This window comes from Aquimarina acroporae, from assembly GCF_023195925.1.
In the GTDB taxonomy this organism is placed as follows: domain Bacteria; phylum Bacteroidota; class Bacteroidia; order Flavobacteriales; family Flavobacteriaceae; genus Aquimarina; species Aquimarina acroporae.
In genome coordinates this window covers 63,873-85,220 of record NZ_JALPRE010000003.1, presented here as the reverse complement: position 1 = coordinate 85,220, position 21,348 = coordinate 63,873, and the positions used below count along the sequence as shown (strand labels likewise).

The following is a 21,348-nucleotide window of genomic DNA, read 5'->3' as shown; positions in this document are numbered from 1 at the left end:
GAATAACATACACCTAATGTTAAGAAAACATTTTACAAACAAACGCTGATAACAATTACCTAACATTATCATGACACATAATTAATTTTTGAATAACGAACATTTAACACTAAGATTCTTTCTTTGCCCGGAATTTCAGATCAAGTTAAATGAGAAAAATTGTTACCTTTTTTGCGTTCTTAATTGTAGGAATAACCTTCGCGCAAGAAACCGGATCAGTAACCGGAACATTATTAGACAAAGAATCTAATAACCAACCCCTTCCTTTTGCGAATGTGATCATTAAGGGAACCACAAAAGGAACCACTACCGATTTTGATGGTTTATATACTATCGAGAATTTAGAAGCAGGGACATATACATTAGAGTTTAGCTTTGTAGGATACGAAACTTTAGACAAAGAAGTAGTCATTACTGCCGGTCAAACTACTACCGTAAATGCAACTATTGGAGCTAGTGCCGCAGCACTAGACGAAGTGATTGTAAAAGCGACAAGCGTAAAGAAAGAAAGTGTGCAAGCACTACTTTTGGAACAACAAAACGCTGTTGTTCAAAAACAAAGTATTGGAGCTCAAGAACTTTCGAATAAAGCAGTAAGTAATGCTGCCGCAGCAGTTACCAAAATATCAGGAATCTCAAAACAAGAAGGCGGTGGTAATGTATACGTACGAGGTCTAGGAGACAGATACTTGAATACTACTTTTAATGGTTTATCGCTTCCTGCTAATAATGTAGATAAGAAAAATATGGATCTTAGTCTTTTTGCATCTGATGTTATTCAAAATATTGGTGTGAGTAAGACTTATGCAGCTAACTTTTATGGAGATTTTGCCGCAGGTAATGTAGATATCAAAGCAAAAGAACATAGTGGAGACGCATTTATTGATGCTGATCTAGGAACCAATATCAATACTGCCTCTGTTGGAAAAAACTTTTTAAAGAGTGAAGGAACTGGACTATTTGGTTTTTACAACAGATATAGTAATGACCCATTTGCTGTGATCTTATCTCATGGTGTTGACCCAGTTTCATCAGAAGGTCCTGTAGGTCTTTCTGGATCTATTACGGGAGGTAAATCTTGGGAGATAGGAGAAGAATCAAAATTAAGTGTGTTTGCTACTGCTTCTTTTGGAAGTAGCTACGAATATAAAAGAGGACAAGCGGCAAACGTAACTGCGGCAGAGAATCAAATATTCAGAGATTCTGAAATCTTCGAGTACAGTCGTACTACCACTGCAATGGCAAATATTGCTTACCGCATTAACACAGATCATAAAGTAAAATTTACATCTTTATTTATTAACGATGCTACCGATGAAGTAGGACGTTTTGGAATAGATGGAAATGGCTTTAATAGAAATACAATTGCCGATATAGACGACTTTGGATTTTTTACTCAAAACGTACAGTTTGAACAAGACATGATCTTTGTTAATCAAATATCGGGTACGAGTAAAATTAATGACAAGTTGAAGTTAGATTACGGAGTTGGTTTTAACAAGGTGTTAGCTCGCCAACCAGACAGAAAACGTATCGCAATTGAGCAATTTGATCTTGCTTTAGACAACGACCCAAATAGCAATCCTGTTCTTTTTCGCAATGTAGATTTTGACAACCAACGCTATTTTCAAAATATCGAAGATGAAGAATTGAATGCCAGAATAAATCTAGCCTATGAACATTCAGAAAATCTTTCTTTCAACTTTGGATACAACGGTCGTATAAAACAACGTGAATTCGACAACCAACGTTTTGGATTAAGTATTATTGAACCAAGAACAGAAGTTACAGATGTAAATAACTTAAACAGCATTTTTAATAGAGATAATCTAGGTGTTGTATTTAATACAGTGGTGATTAACCCTATAAACCCAGCAATTGGATTAGGAGACACCAATCTTCCTGGACTTCCTGAAAATACATATACAGGAGAACTAGATATACATGCGGCTTACGCAAGTGCTGTGTATAAAGTTGGCGAAAAGTGGACCTTCGTACCTGGATTACGTGTAGAGTCTTTCAATCAAAGTATTGAATATGATGTGATCAACCTTGCTTTTAACAATCCAGGACGCAATGAAGCTAGCGAAACTTTTTTCTTACCAAGTTTAAACATAAAATATGCGTTAAACGAAGATCAAAACATTCGTTTTTCGGCTAGTAGAACAGTTTCTAATCCAGAATTTAAAGAAGTTGCTCCTTTTGTTTATGAAAATGTAACCGATCGTATTGGAGGTAACCCAGACTTATTAAACGATCCTGCGTTCTCTTCTATTTTCAATTTAGATTTAAAATACGAATGGTTCTTTGAAAAAGGGCAGGTATTTTCTATTGCAGCTTTTGCCAAACAAATTAACGACCCTGTAAACTTAGTATCTGCAAATGATGCTACAGGAACACAACGTTTCTTTAGAACAGGTGATAAAGCAGAAGTATTTGGTATAGAATTAGAGGCACGTAAAGCACTTTTATTAGATGCCGAAGAAGAAAGTCTTCTTTCTGCCGGTTTAAACGTTACTTATACCTCTACTAAGCAAGATTTAAAGACGGTCTCGGGAACGTTTAACACAAACTTTAATAGAGATTCTGACGAATTACAAGGAGCATCTCCATTTTTGGTAAATGCAGATGTAAGCTATACTCCAACCTTTGGAAAATATAAACCTGTAGCAAACCTAGTGTTCTCATATTTCTCTGACAGAATAGATGCTCTGGGAGCAGGACAATTAGGAAATATTGTAGAAAAAGGAGTTCCAACACTTGATTTTGTATGGAAAAACAAAGTACATGATAACTTTGAAATCAACCTAAGTGTTAAAAATCTATTGAATCCTACAATAGAGAGAGTACGAGAAAATGCTACTATTTCAGAAGATGTACTTACTACTTACAACATTCCATTTACAAGAAATGCCAATAACGAGATTAATCCATTAGACGAATTTGCTCTTTCTAGCTATAAAAGAGGAGTGAATATCGGATTACAATTTAAATACACATTTTAACTGAATTAAAACGAACACAATTTTATTAAATTTTAGAACAAATGAAAGCTAATATACTTCTTTTAAAAACGGTTATTCTAGCAATGCTTTTTGTAGGATGTGCTAGTGATGATACCGCTGATATTACTATTAATATTGATGGAAATGGTAATACAAATGTAGATCCTGCCGATTTAATAATCGGAGGTACCTTGACAGAAGACCTAACCCTAGTAACAGGAACTGAATACTCACTTAATAGTGCATTAATTGTACCAGAAGGTTTCACCCTTACTGTAGAACCTGGTGTAGTGGTAAGAGCAGCTACTGGATCTGATGTATATATCGCAGTATTGCAAGGAGCAACTATCAACGCCGAAGGAACTTCATCTAATCCTATCGTATTTACCTCAGCTTCTACAACTCCTAATCCTGGTGATTGGGGAGGTCTAATTATTCTTGGTAGAGCACCTATAAACTCTGTAGTAGGGGGTGATGCTACTTCTACTTCTGAAATCGGAGGATTACCATATGGTGGTAGTGCAGTAAATGACAACTCTGGTATCCTTAGATATGTTCGTATCGAGTATTCTGGAGGAGCGGCAGATGCAGCTTCAGAAAATAATGGATTCTCTTTTTACGCAGTTGGAAACGGAACTACTATCGAGTACATACAGGCTTTCGAAGGAGCTGATGATGGAGTAGAGTTTTTTGGTGGAACCGTTGATGCTTCATTCATTTCTGTAATTGGAGCACAAGATGACTCTGTAGACTGGACAGAAGGATTTACAGGAACATTAACAAATGTATATATTGAGCACAGACAAACTCATGATAAAGGAATAGAGGGTGACGGCTTCAATACTGATATAGGGAACAACTCTAGCCCGGTATTTTGGTCTGCTCCTAGAGTAACCAATCTTACTATTAACGGAATTGGATCTTCAAACGAAAATGAAGCTATCAGATTACGTGCTGGAACAAGAGCAATATTTACCAATGTTTCTCTACAAGGATTTGCAGAAGGTTTTGACCTTGATGACTCTGAGACTGGAAACGGTGTTTTAGATGGAGAAACTACTGTAACTGACATTACTTTTGACGATATCACGCTTAACCTTAAAAATGATACAGGAGCTACCTTTGTAGAAGCCGATGTAATCTCTGGTGTAGGTAACGGTACTGGTGCAGACTACAGTTCATGGAACTCTGGATGGACTCGTAACTAGTAGCATTCAAAATATTTTAAAAGAAAAACCCTGGGAAATCCTAGGGTTTTTCTTTTAAATAATGGTAACTACCTAAAAATCAAATGAAAAGATACTTTTAACAAAAAACAAAAAGTACAAATCTTGAATTTTGTCAATTAAACTTTATCCCAATGTTAACCGTAATGACTCCATTTTTACAGTTTTAACGGTTACATAACTTTTCTATAATATTTTAGGAATATCAACTTTTTAACAAGCTTACCTCTACATTCCTAATAATATCTTCGTAATTTAAAAATCTCTACATTGGTCAACTCTCTGTTTTTTAGCCCTATTAAGCAGAATTTTCTTACTGAATCAAAGTCTAAAATTTCCCCCAAAACTCTGCAATATTTGAGTTTAAAGAATCCCTAACATGCATCACAATCCCTTAAAACAACCATAATGGTGGCATAAAATCAATTACTGTAAAACCGTATTTATTTGTATCAGATTTGAAATTTAGAAATGAGAAAAATATTTACAGTTTTAGCACTAGTATGCTTTGGAGCTACTTTTGCACAAGAAACCGGTACGATCGCCGGTAAATTATTAGACAAAGAATCGAACAATCAACCCCTTCCATTTGCCAATGTAGTCGTAAAAGGAACCACTAAAGGTTCTTCTACAGATTTTGATGGTTTGTATGAAATTACAGATGTTCCTGTAGGTACGTATACATTGGAATTTAGTTTTACAGGTTATCAAACCGTAGAAATTCCAAATGTAGTAGTAGAAGCAGACAAGGTTGCTGTAGTAGATGCAACTATGGGGGCTACAGCTGCTGCACTCGAAGAGGTAGTAATCAAAGTAGTTACCAATCGAGAAAGAGAAGAGGCACTATTGCTTGAACAGAAAGAAGCTGTTACTCTTAAAACATCGATCGGAGCTCAAGAACTTGCCAAAAAAGGGGTAGGTGATGTAGCTACCGCAGTATCTAAAGTAACTGGTATCTCTAAGCAAGAAGGATCAGGAAATGTTTTTGTAAGAGGTTTGGGAGATCGCTACAATGTAACAACCTTTAACGGATTACCTTTACCTTCTAATGACCCGGCCAAAAAGAATATTGATTTAGGTATTTTTAATACCAGTATTGTTGAGACAATCGGTATTGATAAAACTTATAACGCTCAAAACTTTGGTGATTTTGGCGGTGCCAATATCGATATTGTCTCTAAAGATTATAAAGGTACCGGATTTATCGAAATAGGATTCAATGCCGGAATTAACACCGAAGTTACCGGAGTAGATGACTTTTTCTTAACAGATGGACCTAACCGTACCGGATTTTATGATGCAGATATTCCTGCATTTCCATTAAACAACTACAATTTTACAACAAGCTGGGACAGAAGAGAAAGTTCTGCTCCTCTTAACTCAAGTTTTTCTCTAAAACTTGGAGATTCATATAACATCTTTGGTGGAGACACAAAATTGAGTGTTTTTGGTGTTGGATCATTCAGCAATAAATACACCTATAGAGAAGGTATATCTAGAGGAGGTGTAACGGTAAACTCTGTAGCAAATAGCGACTTCGATTTCTTCAACTATAATTACAATACCAATACCACCTTAATGGGGAATCTTGGTTTGAAGCATGGAAACAACAAAATTAGCTACAATGCATTGTATTTAAACACTTCTAGTGAGCAACAACAAGAGTTCTTTGGTATTATTGATATTGAAGATGACGCACCAAATGGTGGAGGTTTTATTCAAAGAGCTGTATTTTTAAGAACTCAATTGATCACACACCAATTACTTGGAGATCATGAGATTTCTGACAATTTTCAAATTAATTGGGGCGCTTCTTACAACTTCCTTGAAAGTACAGAACCTAACAGACGACAAGTAACATTGGTTCCTAGAGTAATTAGTGAGCCTGAGGGACCAAGATCATTCTTATTGGTATCTGCTGCCTCAGACAATCATAGATTTTATTCTGACCTAATCGAAGAAGAAATCGCTGGAAATTTTAAAGCTGATTACAAATTCAGTAAAAACGCTGAAGACGAATACAGAGGTAAAATTACCCTCGGATATAGCGGTAGATTTAAAGATGTAGATTTTGAAGCTACACAATTTAACTTTCAGATATTTCCAAGAGCAGAGCAACCCAATGTAGATATCTATAACGTTGATGCGTATTTTAACCAACAAAATCTTAACAATGGTCTTTATAGAATAAACACTTTCAGAGGAACAGTTGATGTACCTAATGCATTAGACCCACAGTTCTATAGAGGTGACCAAACGATTAATGCAGGTTTCCTAAACTTTGAGTATGCTTTTTCTCCAAAATTCACTCTTCTTGCTGGTGTAAGAGGAGAACAGATTAACCAAAACATCGAATGGTCTACTTCTTTAGAACCACAAGGAGACGAAAGTGAATTAGACACTTTTGAAATTCTCCCTTCACTTTCATTGAAATATGCTGTAGATGAAAGAACGAATCTGAAATTTGCTGCTAGTAAGACATACACACTTCCTCAATACAAAGAAAGAGCACCTTTCTTATTCCAAGAAGTAAACCAGGATTATTTTGGTAATGAAAACTTAGATATTTCTACAAACTATAACGTTGATCTTAAATGGGAATTCTTTCCAAAATCCAGCGAAATCATATCGGTTGGAGTATTCGGGAAACTTATTGAAAACCCTATCAATTCAATAGTGATTCAATCTGCATCCAATGATATTACCTGGGTAAACACAGGAGATCAAGCTACTGCGCTTGGTGCTGAATTAGAGTTAAGAAAAACGCTTTTCGACAACGAGGTAGATAAAATTGATTACAGCTTAAAAAACAGCTTAACCGCCGGGTTAAATGTGGCATACATGACCACCACTCAAGAACTTGATGGTGAAAAAGTACTAGAAGACACTGGTCTAGGTTTTATTCCTACCTATACCGATACTGGTATATCGGGTGCTTCAGACCTAGTCGCAAATGCCGACGTAAGCTTTTACAACGACTTTTCAGAACATAGAAACATCCGTTTGACACTTACCGCTAATTATTTTTCTGACCGAATTTTTGCCATCGGTAACTTCGGAAAAGGAAATATTATCGAAAAAGGAGTGCCTACAGTTGATTTTATCGCAAAAGCACAATTAACAGAAAATATCACATTAGGATTATCTGCCAGAAACCTTTTAAATCCAGACATCGAGAGATTTCAAGAGGCCGTAGACGGTGATACTAATGATGACCCAAGTTTAAATTTAAATTTTCAGCAACGAGACATTACTGTGTTATCCTATAAGAAAGGATATGACTTAAGGTTCTCATTTGCCTATAAATTCTAATTAAACCAACCTACTCTTAAACCTAAAAAAAAGCGAGAACAAATTTTAATCAAAATTCAAAAACAATGAAAAAAATCTTTTTTACATGTATGTTATCTTTAGCTGCTGTAGCGATGATTGTATCGTGTAACAGTGATGATGACTCTCCAGGTGGTACGGCATCTTGTACTGATGGAGTTCAAAATGGCGATGAAACTGGCGTTGATTGCGGTGGTTCTTGTGAGCCATGTGAGGTAAACAACACCCTTAATGGTGATGTTACTGAAGACACAACATTAGATGCTTCTATCGAGTACCAATTAACAGGAGCATATGTTGTAAAATCTGGTTCGGCATTAACTATTCCTGCTGGAACGGTAATTAAAGCGACCGGAGGAACAGCTGCTTATATTGCAGTTGAGAGAGGTGCGCAAATATTTGTAAATGGAACTTCTGCCGACCCTGTTATAATGACTTCTGGTGCTGCTACTCCTGCTCCTGCAGATTGGGGTGGATTAGTTGTGGCTGGAGATGCTCCAACAAACAAAGGATCTAATGTAACTTCTGAGGTAGCAGACCTTCAATATGGAGGTAGCAACGCTACAGACAACTCTGGATCTATTCGTTATTTAAGATTAGAATATACTGGAGCTACGTTCTCTAACGACAAAGAATTTAATGGTTTATCTCTTTTCGGTGTTGGTTCTGGAACTACTGTAGAGTTTGTACAGTCTTTCAACGGGGGAGATGACGGAATCGAATTCTTCGGTGGAACTGTAGATGGTAAAAACCTAGTTTCTACATTTAGTGGTGACGATTCTATCGACTTCGCTGATGGATGGGCTGGAGAAGGAGAAAACTGGTATATCTCTGGTGGTGCAAAAGCTGGTATCGAAGGATCTAACAATGGAGACGATGGTGATGCTACTCCTGTAACTATGGCTACGCTTTCAAATATTACTGTAGTAGGACCTGTAACAGAAGGTGCTCTTTTCTTCAAAGAAGGCGGAGGTACTTTCACTATTAATAACTTCTACACTAGTAATGTTGATCTTGGAGTAAACGTAAAAGATACAGATGCTGAAGCTGCTGTAAGAATCGAAAATGGTGATTTAACCATTACAAATATTCAATTTGCTGATGCTCCAGCAGGTCTTGAAGCAACTAACTATACTGGTGCTAACCAATCTTTCTTTACTGAAGGTATTGCAACTGGTGCCGGTAATGGTGCGGCTGCTCCAGATTGGGCAGCAGGATGGACTACTGGTCTTGATAACAGTTCTGCTGGTTCTGAAAATATTGCAGGTGAAGTAACTGGTGATGTTACTTTAAACGCTAATGTAGAATACATTCTTACTAGTGCTTTTGTTGTAAAATCTGGTGGATCACTTACGATTCCTGCAGGTACAACTATCAAAGCTACTGGGGGTACTGCTGCTTATATAGCTGTTGAAAGAGGTGCACAAATTTTCATAAACGGTACTGCTTCTGACCCTGTAGTTATGACTTCTGGTGCTGCTACTCCTGCTCCTGCAGATTGGGGTGGATTAGTAATTTGTGGAGATGCTCCAACAAACAAAGGATCAAACGTAACTTCTGAAGTTGCAGATTTATTATACGGTGGTAGCAACGCAACAGATAACTCTGGATCTATTCGTTATTTAAGAGTTGAGTACACTGGTGCTACATTCTCTAACGATAAAGAATTTAACGGTGTATCTCTTTTCGGTGTTGGTTCTGGAACTACATTCGAATTCGTACAATCTCTTAATGGAGGTGATGATGGAATTGAGTTCTTTGGTGGAACTGTAACTGGTAACAACCTTGTTTCTATCGGAAGTGGTGACGACTCTATCGACTTCGCCGATGGATGGGCTGGAAACGGATCTAACTGGTATATCTCTAAAGGAGCTAAAGCTGGTATCGAAGGATCTAACAACGGTGATGATGGTGATGCTACTCCTGTAACTACTACCACACTTTCTAATATTACTGTAGTAGGACCTGTAACTGAAGGTGCTCTTTTCTTCAAAGAAGGTGGAGGTAACTTTACAATTACAAACTTCTATACAAGTAATGTAGACCTTGGAGTAAATGTAAAAGACACAGATGCTCAAGCAGCTGTAAGACTTGAAGCAGATGCTCTTTCTATCAATCCTATGCAGTTTGATAATCCTGCTACTGGATTAGAACAAACAAATTATACTGGCGCAAACCAAGACTTCATCACTGTTGGTAACAACACTGGTGCTGGTAATGGTGCTGCAGCTCCAGACTGGGCTACTGGTTGGGCCATTGGCTTCTAACCAGAGACTCTTATTTCTAAATAACGAAAAAGGCTGCCAGTTGGCAGCCTTTTTTAATATTCAAACAGTTTAATGTATGTTACACTTTTACTTCTTTCCAGGTTCCTTTCTTAAACCAAATAATACCAATAACAGCAATTAAAACTTCTGCAAAGGTAATGGCTAGAAAAACACCCATAGCTCCCCATTCAAAAACAAGAGCAGCTAAATAAGCAAACGGTAGTTGAAAAACCCAAAAACAAAAGAAGTTAATGATGGTAGGTGTTTTGGTGTCACCCGCACCATTGAACGATTGAATAATTACCATCCCATATGCATAAAATACATATCCAGCAGCAATAACTCGTAAACTAAGAGCTCCATATTCTATAATTAATGCTTCACTACTGAAAACTTTGATAATCATCTCAGCGAATAGCAAATAAAACAATGAAACACCTAGCATAAAATAGGCATTGTATTTGCCTGTTTTCCAAACCGATTGCTCGGCACGATCGGGTTTTTGAGCACCCAGATTCTGTCCTACCAAGGTAGCTGCAGCATTACTCATCCCCCACGAAGGCATTAAAGTAAACATTAAAACACGTATGGCTATAGTATAACCTGCTAGTACTTCACTACCAAATTCAGCCATTATTCGCATTAAAAACACCCAACTCGATGTTCCTATAATGAATTGCCCTATTCCACCTAAAGAAACTTTGACAAGATTCATCATTGTTTGTGCTCTAAACACCAAATCTTTGAATCCTACTTGTATAGAGCTCCAACCATAAAAAAGGATAAGCAATTGAAAAATCACCGCACTACCGCGTCCAATGGTAGTGGCAATAGCAGCTCCCTGAACTCCAAAAGCAGGAACAGGGCCCCAACCAAAAATGAATAATGGGTCTAGTAGTATATTAAGCACGTTAGAAAATATGAGTACTCTCATCGCTACAGAAGCATCTCCTGCCCCTCTAAAAACGGCATTTATTAGAAACAGTAACATAATAGTCACATTCCCTCCGAGAAGTACCTGAGTATATTTATATCCTTCACTAATAAGGCCAGATTCACCTCCCATAAGCCCAAGTATTTCTTTAGGAAAAAGTATCCCAATTGCACTTATGATAATAGCGATTCCTACCCCTAGAAAAATAGATTGTACCGCAACCTGAGAAGCTCCATCTCTGTCTTTCTCTCCTATGCGACGAGCTACAATAGCCGTAACTCCCATACTTAATCCAATGGCGACTGCATATACCAATGTTAACACAGATTCTGTTAATCCAACGGTAGCAATAGCATTAGCTCCCAAGCTTGAAACAAAGTATGCATCTACCAGAAAAAATACAGATTCCATCATCATTTCCAGTACCATAGGTACCGAAAGCATAAAAATGGCTTTGCGTATACTACCAGAAGTAAATTCTTGCTCTTTACCTGCGATTGCAGCTTTAAAATAAGAGAATAAACGAGATATATTGAGTTTATTTTGAGTCATGATGTAAAAGAATTATAATTTAAAATATATGTAGTGTGAGGCTAAGGAAGAAATTCTTAGCTTCTAAATCGCGGAGTGACTATGTGCACAATTATGTACATAAATTCTTTATAACTTCATGATGCAACAAATATGCGGCATTATTTTTGAATATCAAAACATAATTTGAGGCAAAAACCATACTTTAACATACGGGTTAACCTTTTTTTAAGGATTTAACATAAAAGTACTTAGATCTTTTTAAAAGAATTAATTTTAAAATTGTATCTTTATTGCCCCAAAATAATTTTGTATGAAAAAAATCTACTTGCTATTAATATTTGTCGGTTTGATATGCTTGTCCTTCACCTCTGGGATTCAGGCGCAATCAAACACACCTCAGCGACAAGAAACCAAGGCCTTACAAAAAATCGAAGGACTTCGTGTTTACCCGAACCCTGCAACTGGTGACATATTATACATCACATCATATCTTCAACTTACTAAAACCGTTCAGATTTATACTGTTCTAGGCAAGAAAGTTATGTACAAAGTTTTAATTGGCAAGGAACTAGATATCAGTAATTTAAACCCAGGTGTTTATGTAATTAAGATCACCGAAGGAAAAAATCAAGATACACAAAAACTTATCATTGACTAGGGATACCTATGTTTCGTCAGCACTTATCCTTTTGTTTGAAATTTTCATAAAAAACTAGAAATAGAAACCGTTTTTTATACCTTTGTTCTACATGTTAATGTAGAACTTTTTTATGCTGTCAACTTCCATATTTTCTATTCAAAACAATTCTGATTTTGAGCAAGTAGCATTAAAAATTTTTCACCATCAATATATAAACACCAAAATTTATCAAAGATTTTGCAACCTTCTTGGAGTTACAAAAACCTCTGTAAAACATTTAGAAGACATCCCATTTCTTCCTATTGAGTTCTTTAAACAAGAAAAAATTGTAAGTTCTACTTTATCTCCTCAACAAATATTTACCAGCAGTGGCACCACGGGTAGTGTAGCCAGTAAACACTATGTTACCGATCTCAATATCTACGAAAAAAGCTTCAGAAAAGGGTTCAAACATTTCTATGGAGACATAACTCAATTCACCGTGTTAGCACTACTTCCTTCGTATCTCGAGAGGAAAGGCTCTTCATTGGTATATATGGCCGAAGAACTTATAAAAGATAGTTCTCAACCTAGAAGCGGATTCTATTTGTATGACACAGAAAATCTGGTTTCTATATTACGAACACTTGTTTCAGAAAATAAAAAAGCCATATTACTAGGCGTTTCATTCGCTTTGCTAGATCTTATTGAACAACACAGCATATCGCTGAACGAAAACATCATCGTTATGGAAACTGGCGGTATGAAAGGAAGAAGAAAAGAACTGATACGTCATGAGCTGCATGATGCACTTAAAAATGGCTTTGGAGTTTCAAAAATTCATAGCGAATATGGTATGACCGAACTACTTTCTCAAGCATATTCTAAAGGAGATAGTTCTTTTTCTTGCCCCCCATGGATGAAAGTGATGGTGCGAAGTCCAGAAGATCCGCTATCTTTTTTAGCAACAGGAAAAACCGGAGGCATCAATGTTATAGATCTGGCCAACATCAACTCTTGTTCTTTTATAGCCACTCAAGATTTGGGGAAAATTAATCCTGATGGAAGCTTTCAGGTATTAGGAAGGTTTGACAACAGTGATATACGAGGATGTAATTTAATGGCATTATAAGATGAGTAAAAAAACAGGATCAGGTTGTTTTTCATTTTTAGCCATAATTCTAATCTCACTAGTTTGCAGTAGCTTTATAAAAGTATTTTTATCTGTTTCTTCCTTTGTCGCCTTTATACTTACTCTATTTTTTATTTCATTCCTTTACGGAAGAATAACGCACAAAGAAAGCCAAAAGTCTACCTGGAGATATGTAAAATACAGTGTATTCTTTCTCGTTTTTTTATTAGGGATTCGATTTCTATTTCAGAATATCTCAAATACGATACAAGAGTTTCAACAACCGCAAATTTCAGAAAATATTTATACCGAAAAAATATATGAAAAAGGGGACTCTATTGTTGTACTGAGTCAGAATAGAAGGTGGAACGACAATTACGGAAACTCATTTCAAGGCCACTTTTCGGTTCGCGAAAAAGACTATGAATTAGCGAATGAAGAGTATTTTAAGTCGCATTCAAAATACAATTCCGGCACTTGGGGAGATCTATATCAATCCTTGGCAAATAACGATACCCCAAGGTTAGACCTTATCTTAAATCAATTGCAAGAAATACAATCATCAAATTCACTCAATCAATTCGAATTTGCCGATATGGTAGTTACTTTCATACAAGATATACCATATGCTCTTGTATTTCAACGCGCCTGTGAAGCACCAGAAAACTATGAAGAATCGATTAGAACTATACTTGAAAAATGCCCAAGCTGTTGTATTGGAAACATACCACATGGAGTACAGAATCCAGTAGGATTTATGGGGAACTTAAAAGGGGATTGTGACACTAGAACCGTAATTATTTATGCAATACTTAGTCATTTTGGCTATGATGTCGCCATATTAAACAGTGAATATTACAGGCACTCTATTTTAGGACTTAACATTCCCGCAAAGGGAACATACAAATTACATCAAGGGAAAAGGTATTATGTATGGGAAACTACCAATAAACATTATACCATTGGGACACTTCCGGATACCTTTGACAATATAAACCATTGGCAAATCATGCTTACTAACACTCTACATCATGGAAACTAAACTATTAACATTAGCTTTTATTGAAATCGCCCTTGCCATTTTGGTTTCTGTATTAATCTTATTCATTTCGTTTAAAATTCTACAAAAAGTCTTCTTTAAAAACATCTCTTTGAGTGAAGAAAATATGGCATTTTCTATTTTCTCTGCTGGAATTATCTTATCCATTGGAATTATACTTGCCGAAATAATTCCGTCTATAACCAATATGGTAAGATTATCGATGAGTTCGAATAACAACATTTCATTTGGGCAAATTATTCAATACTCAGGATTATATTTACTTATAGGATTTGTCTTTGCTATCCTTATTAATACTTCTGTATTTTTATTATTCTCTGCGCTTACAAAAGGGATTAATGAATTCAAAGAAATTCAACAAAATAATGTATCCACAGCCATCATAATTTCTGCAACCCTATTATCGATCACTTTAATAGCAAAAGACAGTATTGGTTTACTCATAAGCGCTCTTGTACCTTACCCAGAAGTTACCAACTACCTGATGTAACCCCTTAAAAATCTTATAATTATGTTAAACTTGTAATGATTATATTTTTTTTCGACTCAATACATGAAACTACAAGAAACAAAGGATGAAAAAAATAATAACTGCTTTATTATTGGTTGTAGTGACCACAATAAGCGCTCAGAATATCGACTATAATACGAGTAAAAGTTTTGTCGCTGAGGGTTATGATGTAACTGAATATTTCAATAACAAAGCAGTGAAAGGAAACAGTAAGTTTGTGACCACTCATGACAATGTAAAATACAAATTTGCTAATCAGGAGAATCTTGAAAAATTTAAAAAAGATCCAAATAAATACATACCACAATATGGAGGTTATTGCGCTTACGCAGTAGCGGTAAATAGTGAAAAAGTAGATATTAATCCCAAAACCTTTGAGATAAGAGACGGAAAACTATATCTGTTTTATAATTCCTGGGGAATAAACACTCTCGACAAATGGATTGAAGAAGATGCAGAAAAACTGCAAATCAAAGCAGATCAAAATTGGCAAAATATTAAAACAAAAAAATAGAAGATACTTTTGGTGTGGTAGCGTCGAGCCACATTGATTGCTAAGTTTTTTTCAATAATTGATTGGTTAGTTGACAAAGCCTACGAAGATTTCTCTAAGTAGGCTTTGTTTTTTTATGATTACAAATATCATTGAATAAAAATTACATCTTTCATCGCAACAATCTTCTTTAAACCCTTGTTTTAATACTATTTAAAACATTAAAGCTTTGATCTTATCTGCATACCCTCTACTCACTTTTACATTTTCTTGATTTAGAAGAATAAGCATATAACTTTTGCCATATTTTGCAACTTCTTTAATCTTATCAAGATGTACAATGGTACTGCGGTGAATACGTAAAAATTCCTTTGGATCTAGTTTTTCTTCTAATGTACTGATACCATGATTACTTATAAAAGTATCTGAAATTGTATGTAATTTAGAGTAATCTCCATATGCTTCTATATGGTAAATTTCATTTATACTTAAGGTAACATACTTTGTACCTTTCTGCACAATAATACGTTTAGGAAATTCATGTTTTTGCTCTATGTGATCTTCGGCTAAAGGAATAATTTGTTTTATATCCCCAATACGTGAAATAGCAGTATCAAAACGATCTTTGGTATATGGTTTTAGCAAATAATCTACTGCATGTACTTCAAAAGCTTTAAGCGCATACTGATCATATGCAGTACTAAAAACAATCTGTGGAAGCTCTTCTAAGTGCTCCAAAACATCAAAACCATTCATTCCTGGCATTTGGATATCCATAAATACCAAATCTGGCTTAAATTCATTGATAATCTTTATGGCATCTACACCATTATTAGCTTCTCCTAATAAAACTAAATCAGGATGCGATTCTAGGTATTCTTTAATCAAAGAACGACCAGATTTTTCGTCGTCAACTATAACTACTTTTTTCACATCTTTTTATATTACTGTTTTTGCTCAAATACTAAATTGCACTATTAAACCTTGTGGCTTATTATCAGCTAAAAACAATCCCGAGTTATACATTTTCTCTAATCGTTTTTGTGTATTACTCAAGCCTACCCCTGTGTTCATAATGTTAACTTTATCTTTAACTCCTATTCCTGTATCTCTAATTTCAAATAATAGCCTTCCTTTTTCCTCTTCTTTTATGATAATAGTCACTTTACCACCTTCGGTTAAAGGAGAAATCCCATGTTTTACAGAGTTTTCTACCAAAGGTTGTAATAACATTGGTGGAATTTTGCGATTCAATAACCCCTCATCGACTTGAATATCTATATGCAAACGATCCTCAAACCGTTTTTGTTCCAAATCTAAATATTTACGCACAAAGTCTAATTCATCCTTCAATGGAACCATATCTTCTCTACTCGCTCTCAGTTGATATCGAAATAAATCTGATAGATCTGCAATCATCTCACGAGTACCTTCCATCTCTTTAGGGATACTCGCATTTATAGTATTAAACACATTGTATAAAAAATGAGGGTTAAGCTGTGCTTTAATAGCACTAAGTTCACTTTTTAATGCTACATTTTTCAATTCGATTTCATATCTGATTTTACGTTGATTACTTATATAAGATTCATAAGCATGAAATATTGAAAACTGGATAAAATAAATTAAAGCCGGAATATAAATATCCCATTTTTCTTGATCTCCTACCAAATGACTTACACCTAACTGATCACAAACCCAGTAATAACCTTTCCAAACTACGATTATAAAAAATGGTAAGGTTAACAAATGTAATAATAAACGATAACGAAGTTTCCAGTGTTTGTATATTCTAAAAATTAATACCCAAATCCCAAAGGTGGTTAAAAGCATTATTAAATAATGTAATCCAGCATTATCAAACCATTCCCAAACACTGAAGAGTAATTTTAACGGATCTGGTTGATTTAGGTAAGAGGTCCAGAGTGTTAAACGATAAATACAAGAAAACAACAAATAGCCAGCAATAACAACTGTAAATTCCCCCAACCTAATACCAAATATACTTTTATTCCACATAATTATTAGTCTTTTGATTCATTAAAAACATATACTCGTATCATATATAACCACATGCCCCATATCTCCCAAAAGTTACACTATAGATATTCTAAGATACTGAACTAAGTTAATTCTAAACAAAACCTTAGAGAAGAATTATTCGATCAGTGGTACTATATACCGTTGAATCGCCCTAGGACCACTAGTCGATCTATTGGGCCATTCAACCAAAACACCTTTTAACAATAATCGAAAGTCCACATCTTTGAATCAAATCAGAAATTATGAAATCGTTACTATTTATTTTTATGTACTTCATTGCAAGTACCATTAATCTTCTTTACGCTCAAACAATTAGCGGAAATGTTAAAGATTCAGCTAATCAACCTGTACCATATGCTAATGTCATTTTAAGGAATTCTAACCAAAAACTGGTGAAAGCCGGAATAACAGACGAAAAAGGTACATTTTTACTAAAAGATATAGAAAACAATACTTATCAGCTTACCATTAGCAGTATTGGTTTTACCTCCTATAATAAATCCATTTTATTTTCTACTCCGTCTTTAGAATTGGAAACTATAGTTTTAGAACAAAACACAGAATCTCTTGAAGAAGTTACGGTTACTGCCAAAAAACCCATTGTAGAGGTTAAGCCTGACAAAACAGTATTTAATGTAGCCGAAACAATTACATCGTCTGGAAACAATAGCTTAGAAGTACTTCGTAAAGCTCCAGGAGTACGTGTAGACAATAATGATAATATTGTAGTAGAAGGTAAAAGTGGTGTTCTTATATATATTGATGACCACCAGAGCTTTCTTCAAGGTGATGATCTTACTTCTTTTTTACAATCATTACAAGCAGATGAGATAGAAAGTATAGAGATCATTACTCAACCCTCATCTAAATATGATGCCGCAGGAAACGCAGGAATTATCAACATACGCCTAAAGAGAGAAAAAGGACTTGGTACAATTGGCAGTTTTTCGAACACTTTAACTTATGGTGATTTTCTAAGAAATAATAGTCAAATAGGAATTACAACCAAAACTAAAAAATGGACATTAACTGCCAATTACAGTAATTTCATCGGAAAATCGACCAACTTCATTAATTTATTTCGAATACAAGGAGATAAAATATTTGATGCCCGTTCTAATACCGAAAATGATGTTACTAATCACAATATTAGAACCTCGGCAGATTATACAATTAACAAAAAAAATACGATTGGGATATCTGCCAACTTATCTCATAGAGATGCTTCTTCTGAAACAAATTCAAGGACTCCAATTATACAACGAAACACAGGTGTAATCGATAGTATATTGCTAGCACCAAATAACAGTGACAATGAAAGTTTAAATTTAAATACTAATTTCAATTATCGTTATAAAGATACACTGGGTAGAAGCTTGCTAATTGACCTAAATTATGGCTTTTACCAGAGAGATCGCTTCAACAATCAACCAAACTTTTATGTTACTGCTGATGGGAGCCCCCTAAACCAAAATATAACCGAACAAGACACTCCTATAGATATAGATATTTATGTTGCCAAAGCCGATTATGAACAAAAACTAGGAAAGGGAAATCTTTCTATAGGATCAAAGCTTTCTTTTGTTAAAACTGATAACATATTTGATTTCTTTACCATCGAAAACGGAATTCGTTCATTAGACGAGAATCGCAGTAACACTTTTGTTTATGATGAAGTTGTTACCGCAGGTTATATAAATTACAGCTTTGGAATTAAAAAATTCAAAATACAAGCAGGTCTTCGTGTAGAAAACACTGATTCTAAAGGGAACCTTACATCATCTAGTCAAAATGATAACGAAATTGTAGAGCGAAACTACACAGATTGGTTTCCCTCTGGAGGTATAACTTACCAAGCCTCAAGAAATAATTCTTTAGCTTTACTATACAGTCGCAGAATACAACGCCCAAACTACCAAGCATTAAATCCTTTTGAATTTCAACTAGACGAACTAAGTTTTAGGAGAGGTAATCCATTCTTACAACCGCAGTATACCGATAACATAAAACTATCCCATACTTATAAATATACGCTTACCACCAGCTTGAGCTATTCTTATATAAATGACTTTTTCGCACAGGTAACTGAAGCAGAAGGTGAAAACAGAAATTTTATTAATACTCGAAATGTTGCAGATCAAGAAGTCATTAATTTGAGTATTTCATATCCAAAAAAAATAAATGACTGGTGGAGTGTTTATATGAGCGGGTACATATTTTACAGTAATTTTAAAGCTACTGATCCTTCCTTTATTCCCGTTGATCAAACAACCTATGGCGGTTATGCCCAAAGTACATTTAAACTTGATAAAGGGTTCAATTTAGAGATTAGCGGTTGGTATAGCAGCCCTTCTATTTGGGGTGGAACCTATAATACAGATTCTCTAGGAGCATTAAATATTGGACTACAAAAGAAATGGGATAACTGGACCGTTAAGCTCACCGGAAACGATATCTTATATACCATCCCTTGGAGGGGAACTACCCAATTTGGAGATCTTTTTATTGACGGAAACGGAGGTAGCGATAGCCGAACAGTACAATTTTATATAAGTCATTCTTTCGGTAATAAAGATGTAAAAACCAAAAAACAGAGAAAATCTGGACTAGAAGATGAACAAGACCGAATAGGTAATTAATCGAGGGCATTCATCAATCGAAAAACCTTGTTCTATTCAATAAAAAATCTCTTGATTCCCAAAGCATAAACTCTATCTAGGAATCAAGAGATTTAATAATTTTAAATATGTAAAAGCACTTAAATAGCTCTTATCACAAAATAATTCTTCTTACCTCTTTGCAGTAAAACGAACTGACCATTAATCAAGTCTTCTTCTGTAATAGAAAAACCTTCTTTTACCTTTTCTTTGTTTACAGAAATTGAATTCTCTTTTAAAGCTCTTCTGGCTTCTCCATTAGATTTTAGGAATCCTGTCCCCTCTGCCAATGCCCCAATAATATCTAGACCAGTAGCAATAGTTTCTTTTGACAATTCTGCCTGAGGTACACCATCAAAAACATCTAAAAAAGTAGCCTCATCCAATTGCTTTAAATCTTCCGAAGTAGATTTTCCAAATAAAATATTCGAGGCTTTGATAGCATTATCTAAATCTTCTTGAGAATGAACAATTACCGTAACCTCATCTGCTAATTTTTTCTGTAAAATTCGCATATGTGGCGCTTCTTTATGCTCTTTTATAAGTACATCTATTTCTTCCTTACTTAAAAACGTAAATATTTTGATATACTTTTCTGCATCTTCATCACTAGTGTTTAACCAATATTGGTAAAACTTATAAGGAGATGTTCTTTTGGCATCTAACCATACATTACCCCCTTCAGATTTCCCAAACTTAGAACCATCAGATTTTGTTATTAACGGACAAGTAAGCGCATATCCTTTTCCTCCAGCAATTCTTCGTATAAGCTCAGTGCCAGTAGTAATATTACCCCATTGGTCACTTCCTCCCATTTGTAATGTACATTCGTGTTCTCGATACAGATGTAAGAAGTCATATCCCTGTACCAATTGATAGGTAAACTCTGTAAACGACATCCCTTCTGAAGATTCTGATGAAATTCGGTTTTTTACCGAGTCTTTGGCCATCATATAATTCACAGTAATGTGCTTACCAACATCTCTAATAAACTCTAAAAACGAAAACTCCTTCATCCAGTCGTAGTTATTCACCAAAACTGCGGCATTAGGAGCATCGCTTTCGAAATCTAAAAATCTTCCTAATTGCTTTTTTATAGCTTCCTGATTATGGCGAAGTGTTTTTTCGTCTAAAAGGTTACGCTCTGCAGACTTTCCTGAAGGATCACCAATCATACCTGTAGCTCCTCCTACAAGAGCAAATGGTTTATGCCCTGCTCTTTGATAATGCGCCAATAACATAATAGGAACCAAATTACCAATATGCAATGAATCAGCAGTAGGATCAAAACCTACATAGGCAGATCGCATTTGTTCTATTAGATATTCTTCGGTACCAGGCATTGCATCATGTAGCATTCCTCTCCAGCGTAATTCTTCTATAAAATTCTTAGCCATTTTTATATCATTCTTTTTAAGAGCGACAAAGATAAAAATAAGCACGAGATGTAACTAAAGTAATGGTATAGAAAAACTATGAAGATTCTATGGTAACATTTTTACGATATTTGATATTAACTATATAAAGGATATAAACT

General features: G+C 35.2%; 14 protein-coding genes. 10 read left to right on the top strand and 4 right to left on the bottom strand.

Annotated features, from left to right (window positions below; all coding sequences use genetic code 11):
- Positions 1 to 149: 149 nt before the first annotated feature.
- The 4 genes from M0D21_RS04960 to M0D21_RS04945 all read left to right on the top strand — a co-directional run bounded on the left by M0D21_RS04960 (position 150) and on the right by M0D21_RS04945 (position 9,828).
- Positions 150 to 3,005 carry a TonB-dependent receptor gene (locus M0D21_RS04960; RefSeq protein ID WP_248327343.1) on the top strand — a complete coding sequence of 952 codons (2,856 nt, stop codon included), beginning with the start codon at positions 150 to 152 and terminating at the stop codon, positions 3,003 to 3,005.
- A gap of 41 nt (positions 3,006 to 3,046) precedes the next feature.
- Positions 3,047 to 4,213: a multidrug transporter gene (locus M0D21_RS04955; RefSeq protein WP_248327342.1), complete on the top strand. Its 1,167-nt coding sequence runs from the start codon at positions 3,047 to 3,049 to the stop codon at positions 4,211 to 4,213.
- 489 nt (positions 4,214 to 4,702) lie between these two features.
- Positions 4,703 to 7,543 carry a TonB-dependent receptor gene (locus M0D21_RS04950; protein ID WP_248327341.1) on the top strand — a complete coding sequence of 947 codons (2,841 nt, stop codon included), beginning with the start codon at positions 4,703 to 4,705 and terminating at the stop codon, positions 7,541 to 7,543.
- Positions 7,544 to 7,608: 65 nt separating this feature from the next.
- Positions 7,609 to 9,828 carry a hypothetical protein gene (locus tag M0D21_RS04945; protein ID WP_248327340.1) on the top strand — a complete coding sequence of 740 codons (2,220 nt, stop codon included), beginning with the start codon at positions 7,609 to 7,611 and terminating at the stop codon, positions 9,826 to 9,828.
- A 79-nt stretch (positions 9,829 to 9,907) separates the two neighbouring features.
- On the opposite strand, the gene M0D21_RS04940 is transcribed toward M0D21_RS04945, so the two are convergent.
- Positions 9,908 to 11,314: an MATE family efflux transporter gene (locus M0D21_RS04940; RefSeq protein WP_248327339.1), complete on the bottom strand. Its 1,407-nt coding sequence runs from the start codon at positions 11,312 to 11,314 to the stop codon at positions 9,908 to 9,910.
- Between the two features lie 292 nt (positions 11,315 to 11,606).
- On the opposite strand from M0D21_RS04940, the gene M0D21_RS04935 reads away from it, so the two are divergent.
- From M0D21_RS04935 to M0D21_RS04915, 5 genes are all read left to right on the top strand, one after another.
- The gene (locus M0D21_RS04935) at positions 11,607 to 11,954 is read left to right on the top strand and encodes a T9SS type A sorting domain-containing protein (protein WP_248327338.1); all 348 of its coding nucleotides are present in this window, start codon (positions 11,607 to 11,609) and stop codon (positions 11,952 to 11,954) included.
- 112 nt (positions 11,955 to 12,066) lie between these two features.
- Complete coding sequence (locus tag M0D21_RS04930) at positions 12,067 to 13,047, top strand: LuxE/PaaK family acyltransferase (protein WP_248327337.1); 981 nt, start codon at positions 12,067 to 12,069, stop codon at positions 13,045 to 13,047.
- A 1-nt stretch (position 13,048) separates the two neighbouring features.
- Positions 13,049 to 14,089: a hypothetical protein gene (locus tag M0D21_RS04925; protein ID WP_248327336.1), complete on the top strand. Its 1,041-nt coding sequence runs from the start codon at positions 13,049 to 13,051 to the stop codon at positions 14,087 to 14,089.
- Positions 14,079 to 14,597 (top strand): DUF350 domain-containing protein, encoded by a 519-nt coding sequence (locus M0D21_RS04920; RefSeq protein WP_248327335.1) that lies wholly within the window; start codon positions 14,079 to 14,081, stop codon positions 14,595 to 14,597. Before M0D21_RS04925 ends, M0D21_RS04920 begins: the two co-directional genes overlap by 11 nt.
- 85 nt (positions 14,598 to 14,682) lie before the next feature.
- Positions 14,683 to 15,132, top strand: coding sequence for a YHS domain-containing (seleno)protein (locus M0D21_RS04915; RefSeq protein ID WP_248327334.1), 450 nt, complete (start codon positions 14,683 to 14,685; stop codon positions 15,130 to 15,132).
- A gap of 192 nt (positions 15,133 to 15,324) precedes the next feature.
- Here the strand turns inward: M0D21_RS04915 and M0D21_RS04910 are convergent, their stop codons facing one another.
- Both M0D21_RS04910 and M0D21_RS04905 read right to left on the bottom strand, forming a co-directional pair.
- Entirely contained in the window at positions 15,325 to 16,044 is a 720-nt protein-coding gene (locus tag M0D21_RS04910) for a LytR/AlgR family response regulator transcription factor (protein WP_248327333.1), read from the bottom strand.
- A gap of 24 nt (positions 16,045 to 16,068) precedes the next feature.
- Positions 16,069 to 17,130: a sensor histidine kinase gene (locus tag M0D21_RS04905; protein WP_248327332.1), complete on the bottom strand. Its 1,062-nt coding sequence runs from the start codon at positions 17,128 to 17,130 to the stop codon at positions 16,069 to 16,071.
- Between the two features lie 266 nt (positions 17,131 to 17,396).
- On the opposite strand from M0D21_RS04905, the gene M0D21_RS04900 reads away from it, so the two are divergent.
- Positions 17,397 to 19,793, top strand: a complete 2,397-nt coding sequence (locus tag M0D21_RS04900; protein ID WP_248327331.1) for an outer membrane beta-barrel family protein — start codon at positions 17,397 to 17,399, stop codon at positions 19,791 to 19,793.
- Between the two features lie 119 nt (positions 19,794 to 19,912).
- Here M0D21_RS04900 and tyrS read toward each other — a convergent pair whose 3' ends face one another.
- Entirely contained in the window at positions 19,913 to 21,208 is a 1,296-nt protein-coding gene (gene tyrS / locus M0D21_RS04895; RefSeq protein WP_248327330.1) for a tyrosine--tRNA ligase, read from the bottom strand.
- Positions 21,209 to 21,348: the final 140 nt, after the last annotated feature.

What these genes read in the sequence shown, in the direction of transcription:
- M0D21_RS04915 (WP_248327334.1), top strand. Translation starts at nt 14,683, where the DNA reads ATGAAAAAAATAATAACTGCTTTATTATTGGTTGTAGTGACCACAATA.
- tyrS (WP_248327330.1), bottom strand. Translation starts at nt 21,208, where the DNA reads ATGGCTAAGAATTTTATAGAAGAATTACGCTGGAGAGGAATGCTACAT.
- M0D21_RS04925 (WP_248327336.1), top strand. Translation starts at nt 13,049, where the DNA reads ATGAGTAAAAAAACAGGATCAGGTTGTTTTTCATTTTTAGCCATAATT.
- M0D21_RS04960 (WP_248327343.1), top strand. Translation starts at nt 150, where the DNA reads ATGAGAAAAATTGTTACCTTTTTTGCGTTCTTAATTGTAGGAATAACC.
- M0D21_RS04905 (WP_248327332.1), bottom strand. Translation starts at nt 17,130, where the DNA reads ATGTGGAATAAAAGTATATTTGGTATTAGGTTGGGGGAATTTACAGTT.
- M0D21_RS04935 (WP_248327338.1), top strand. Translation starts at nt 11,607, where the DNA reads ATGAAAAAAATCTACTTGCTATTAATATTTGTCGGTTTGATATGCTTG.
- M0D21_RS04930 (WP_248327337.1), top strand. Translation starts at nt 12,067, where the DNA reads ATGCTGTCAACTTCCATATTTTCTATTCAAAACAATTCTGATTTTGAG.
- M0D21_RS04940 (WP_248327339.1), bottom strand. Translation starts at nt 11,314, where the DNA reads ATGACTCAAAATAAACTCAATATATCTCGTTTATTCTCTTATTTTAAA.
- M0D21_RS04945 (WP_248327340.1), top strand. Translation starts at nt 7,609, where the DNA reads ATGAAAAAAATCTTTTTTACATGTATGTTATCTTTAGCTGCTGTAGCG.
- M0D21_RS04950 (WP_248327341.1), top strand. Translation starts at nt 4,703, where the DNA reads ATGAGAAAAATATTTACAGTTTTAGCACTAGTATGCTTTGGAGCTACT.
- M0D21_RS04955 (WP_248327342.1), top strand. Translation starts at nt 3,047, where the DNA reads ATGAAAGCTAATATACTTCTTTTAAAAACGGTTATTCTAGCAATGCTT.
- M0D21_RS04900 (WP_248327331.1), top strand. Translation starts at nt 17,397, where the DNA reads ATGAAATCGTTACTATTTATTTTTATGTACTTCATTGCAAGTACCATT.
- M0D21_RS04920 (WP_248327335.1), top strand. Translation starts at nt 14,079, where the DNA reads ATGGAAACTAAACTATTAACATTAGCTTTTATTGAAATCGCCCTTGCC.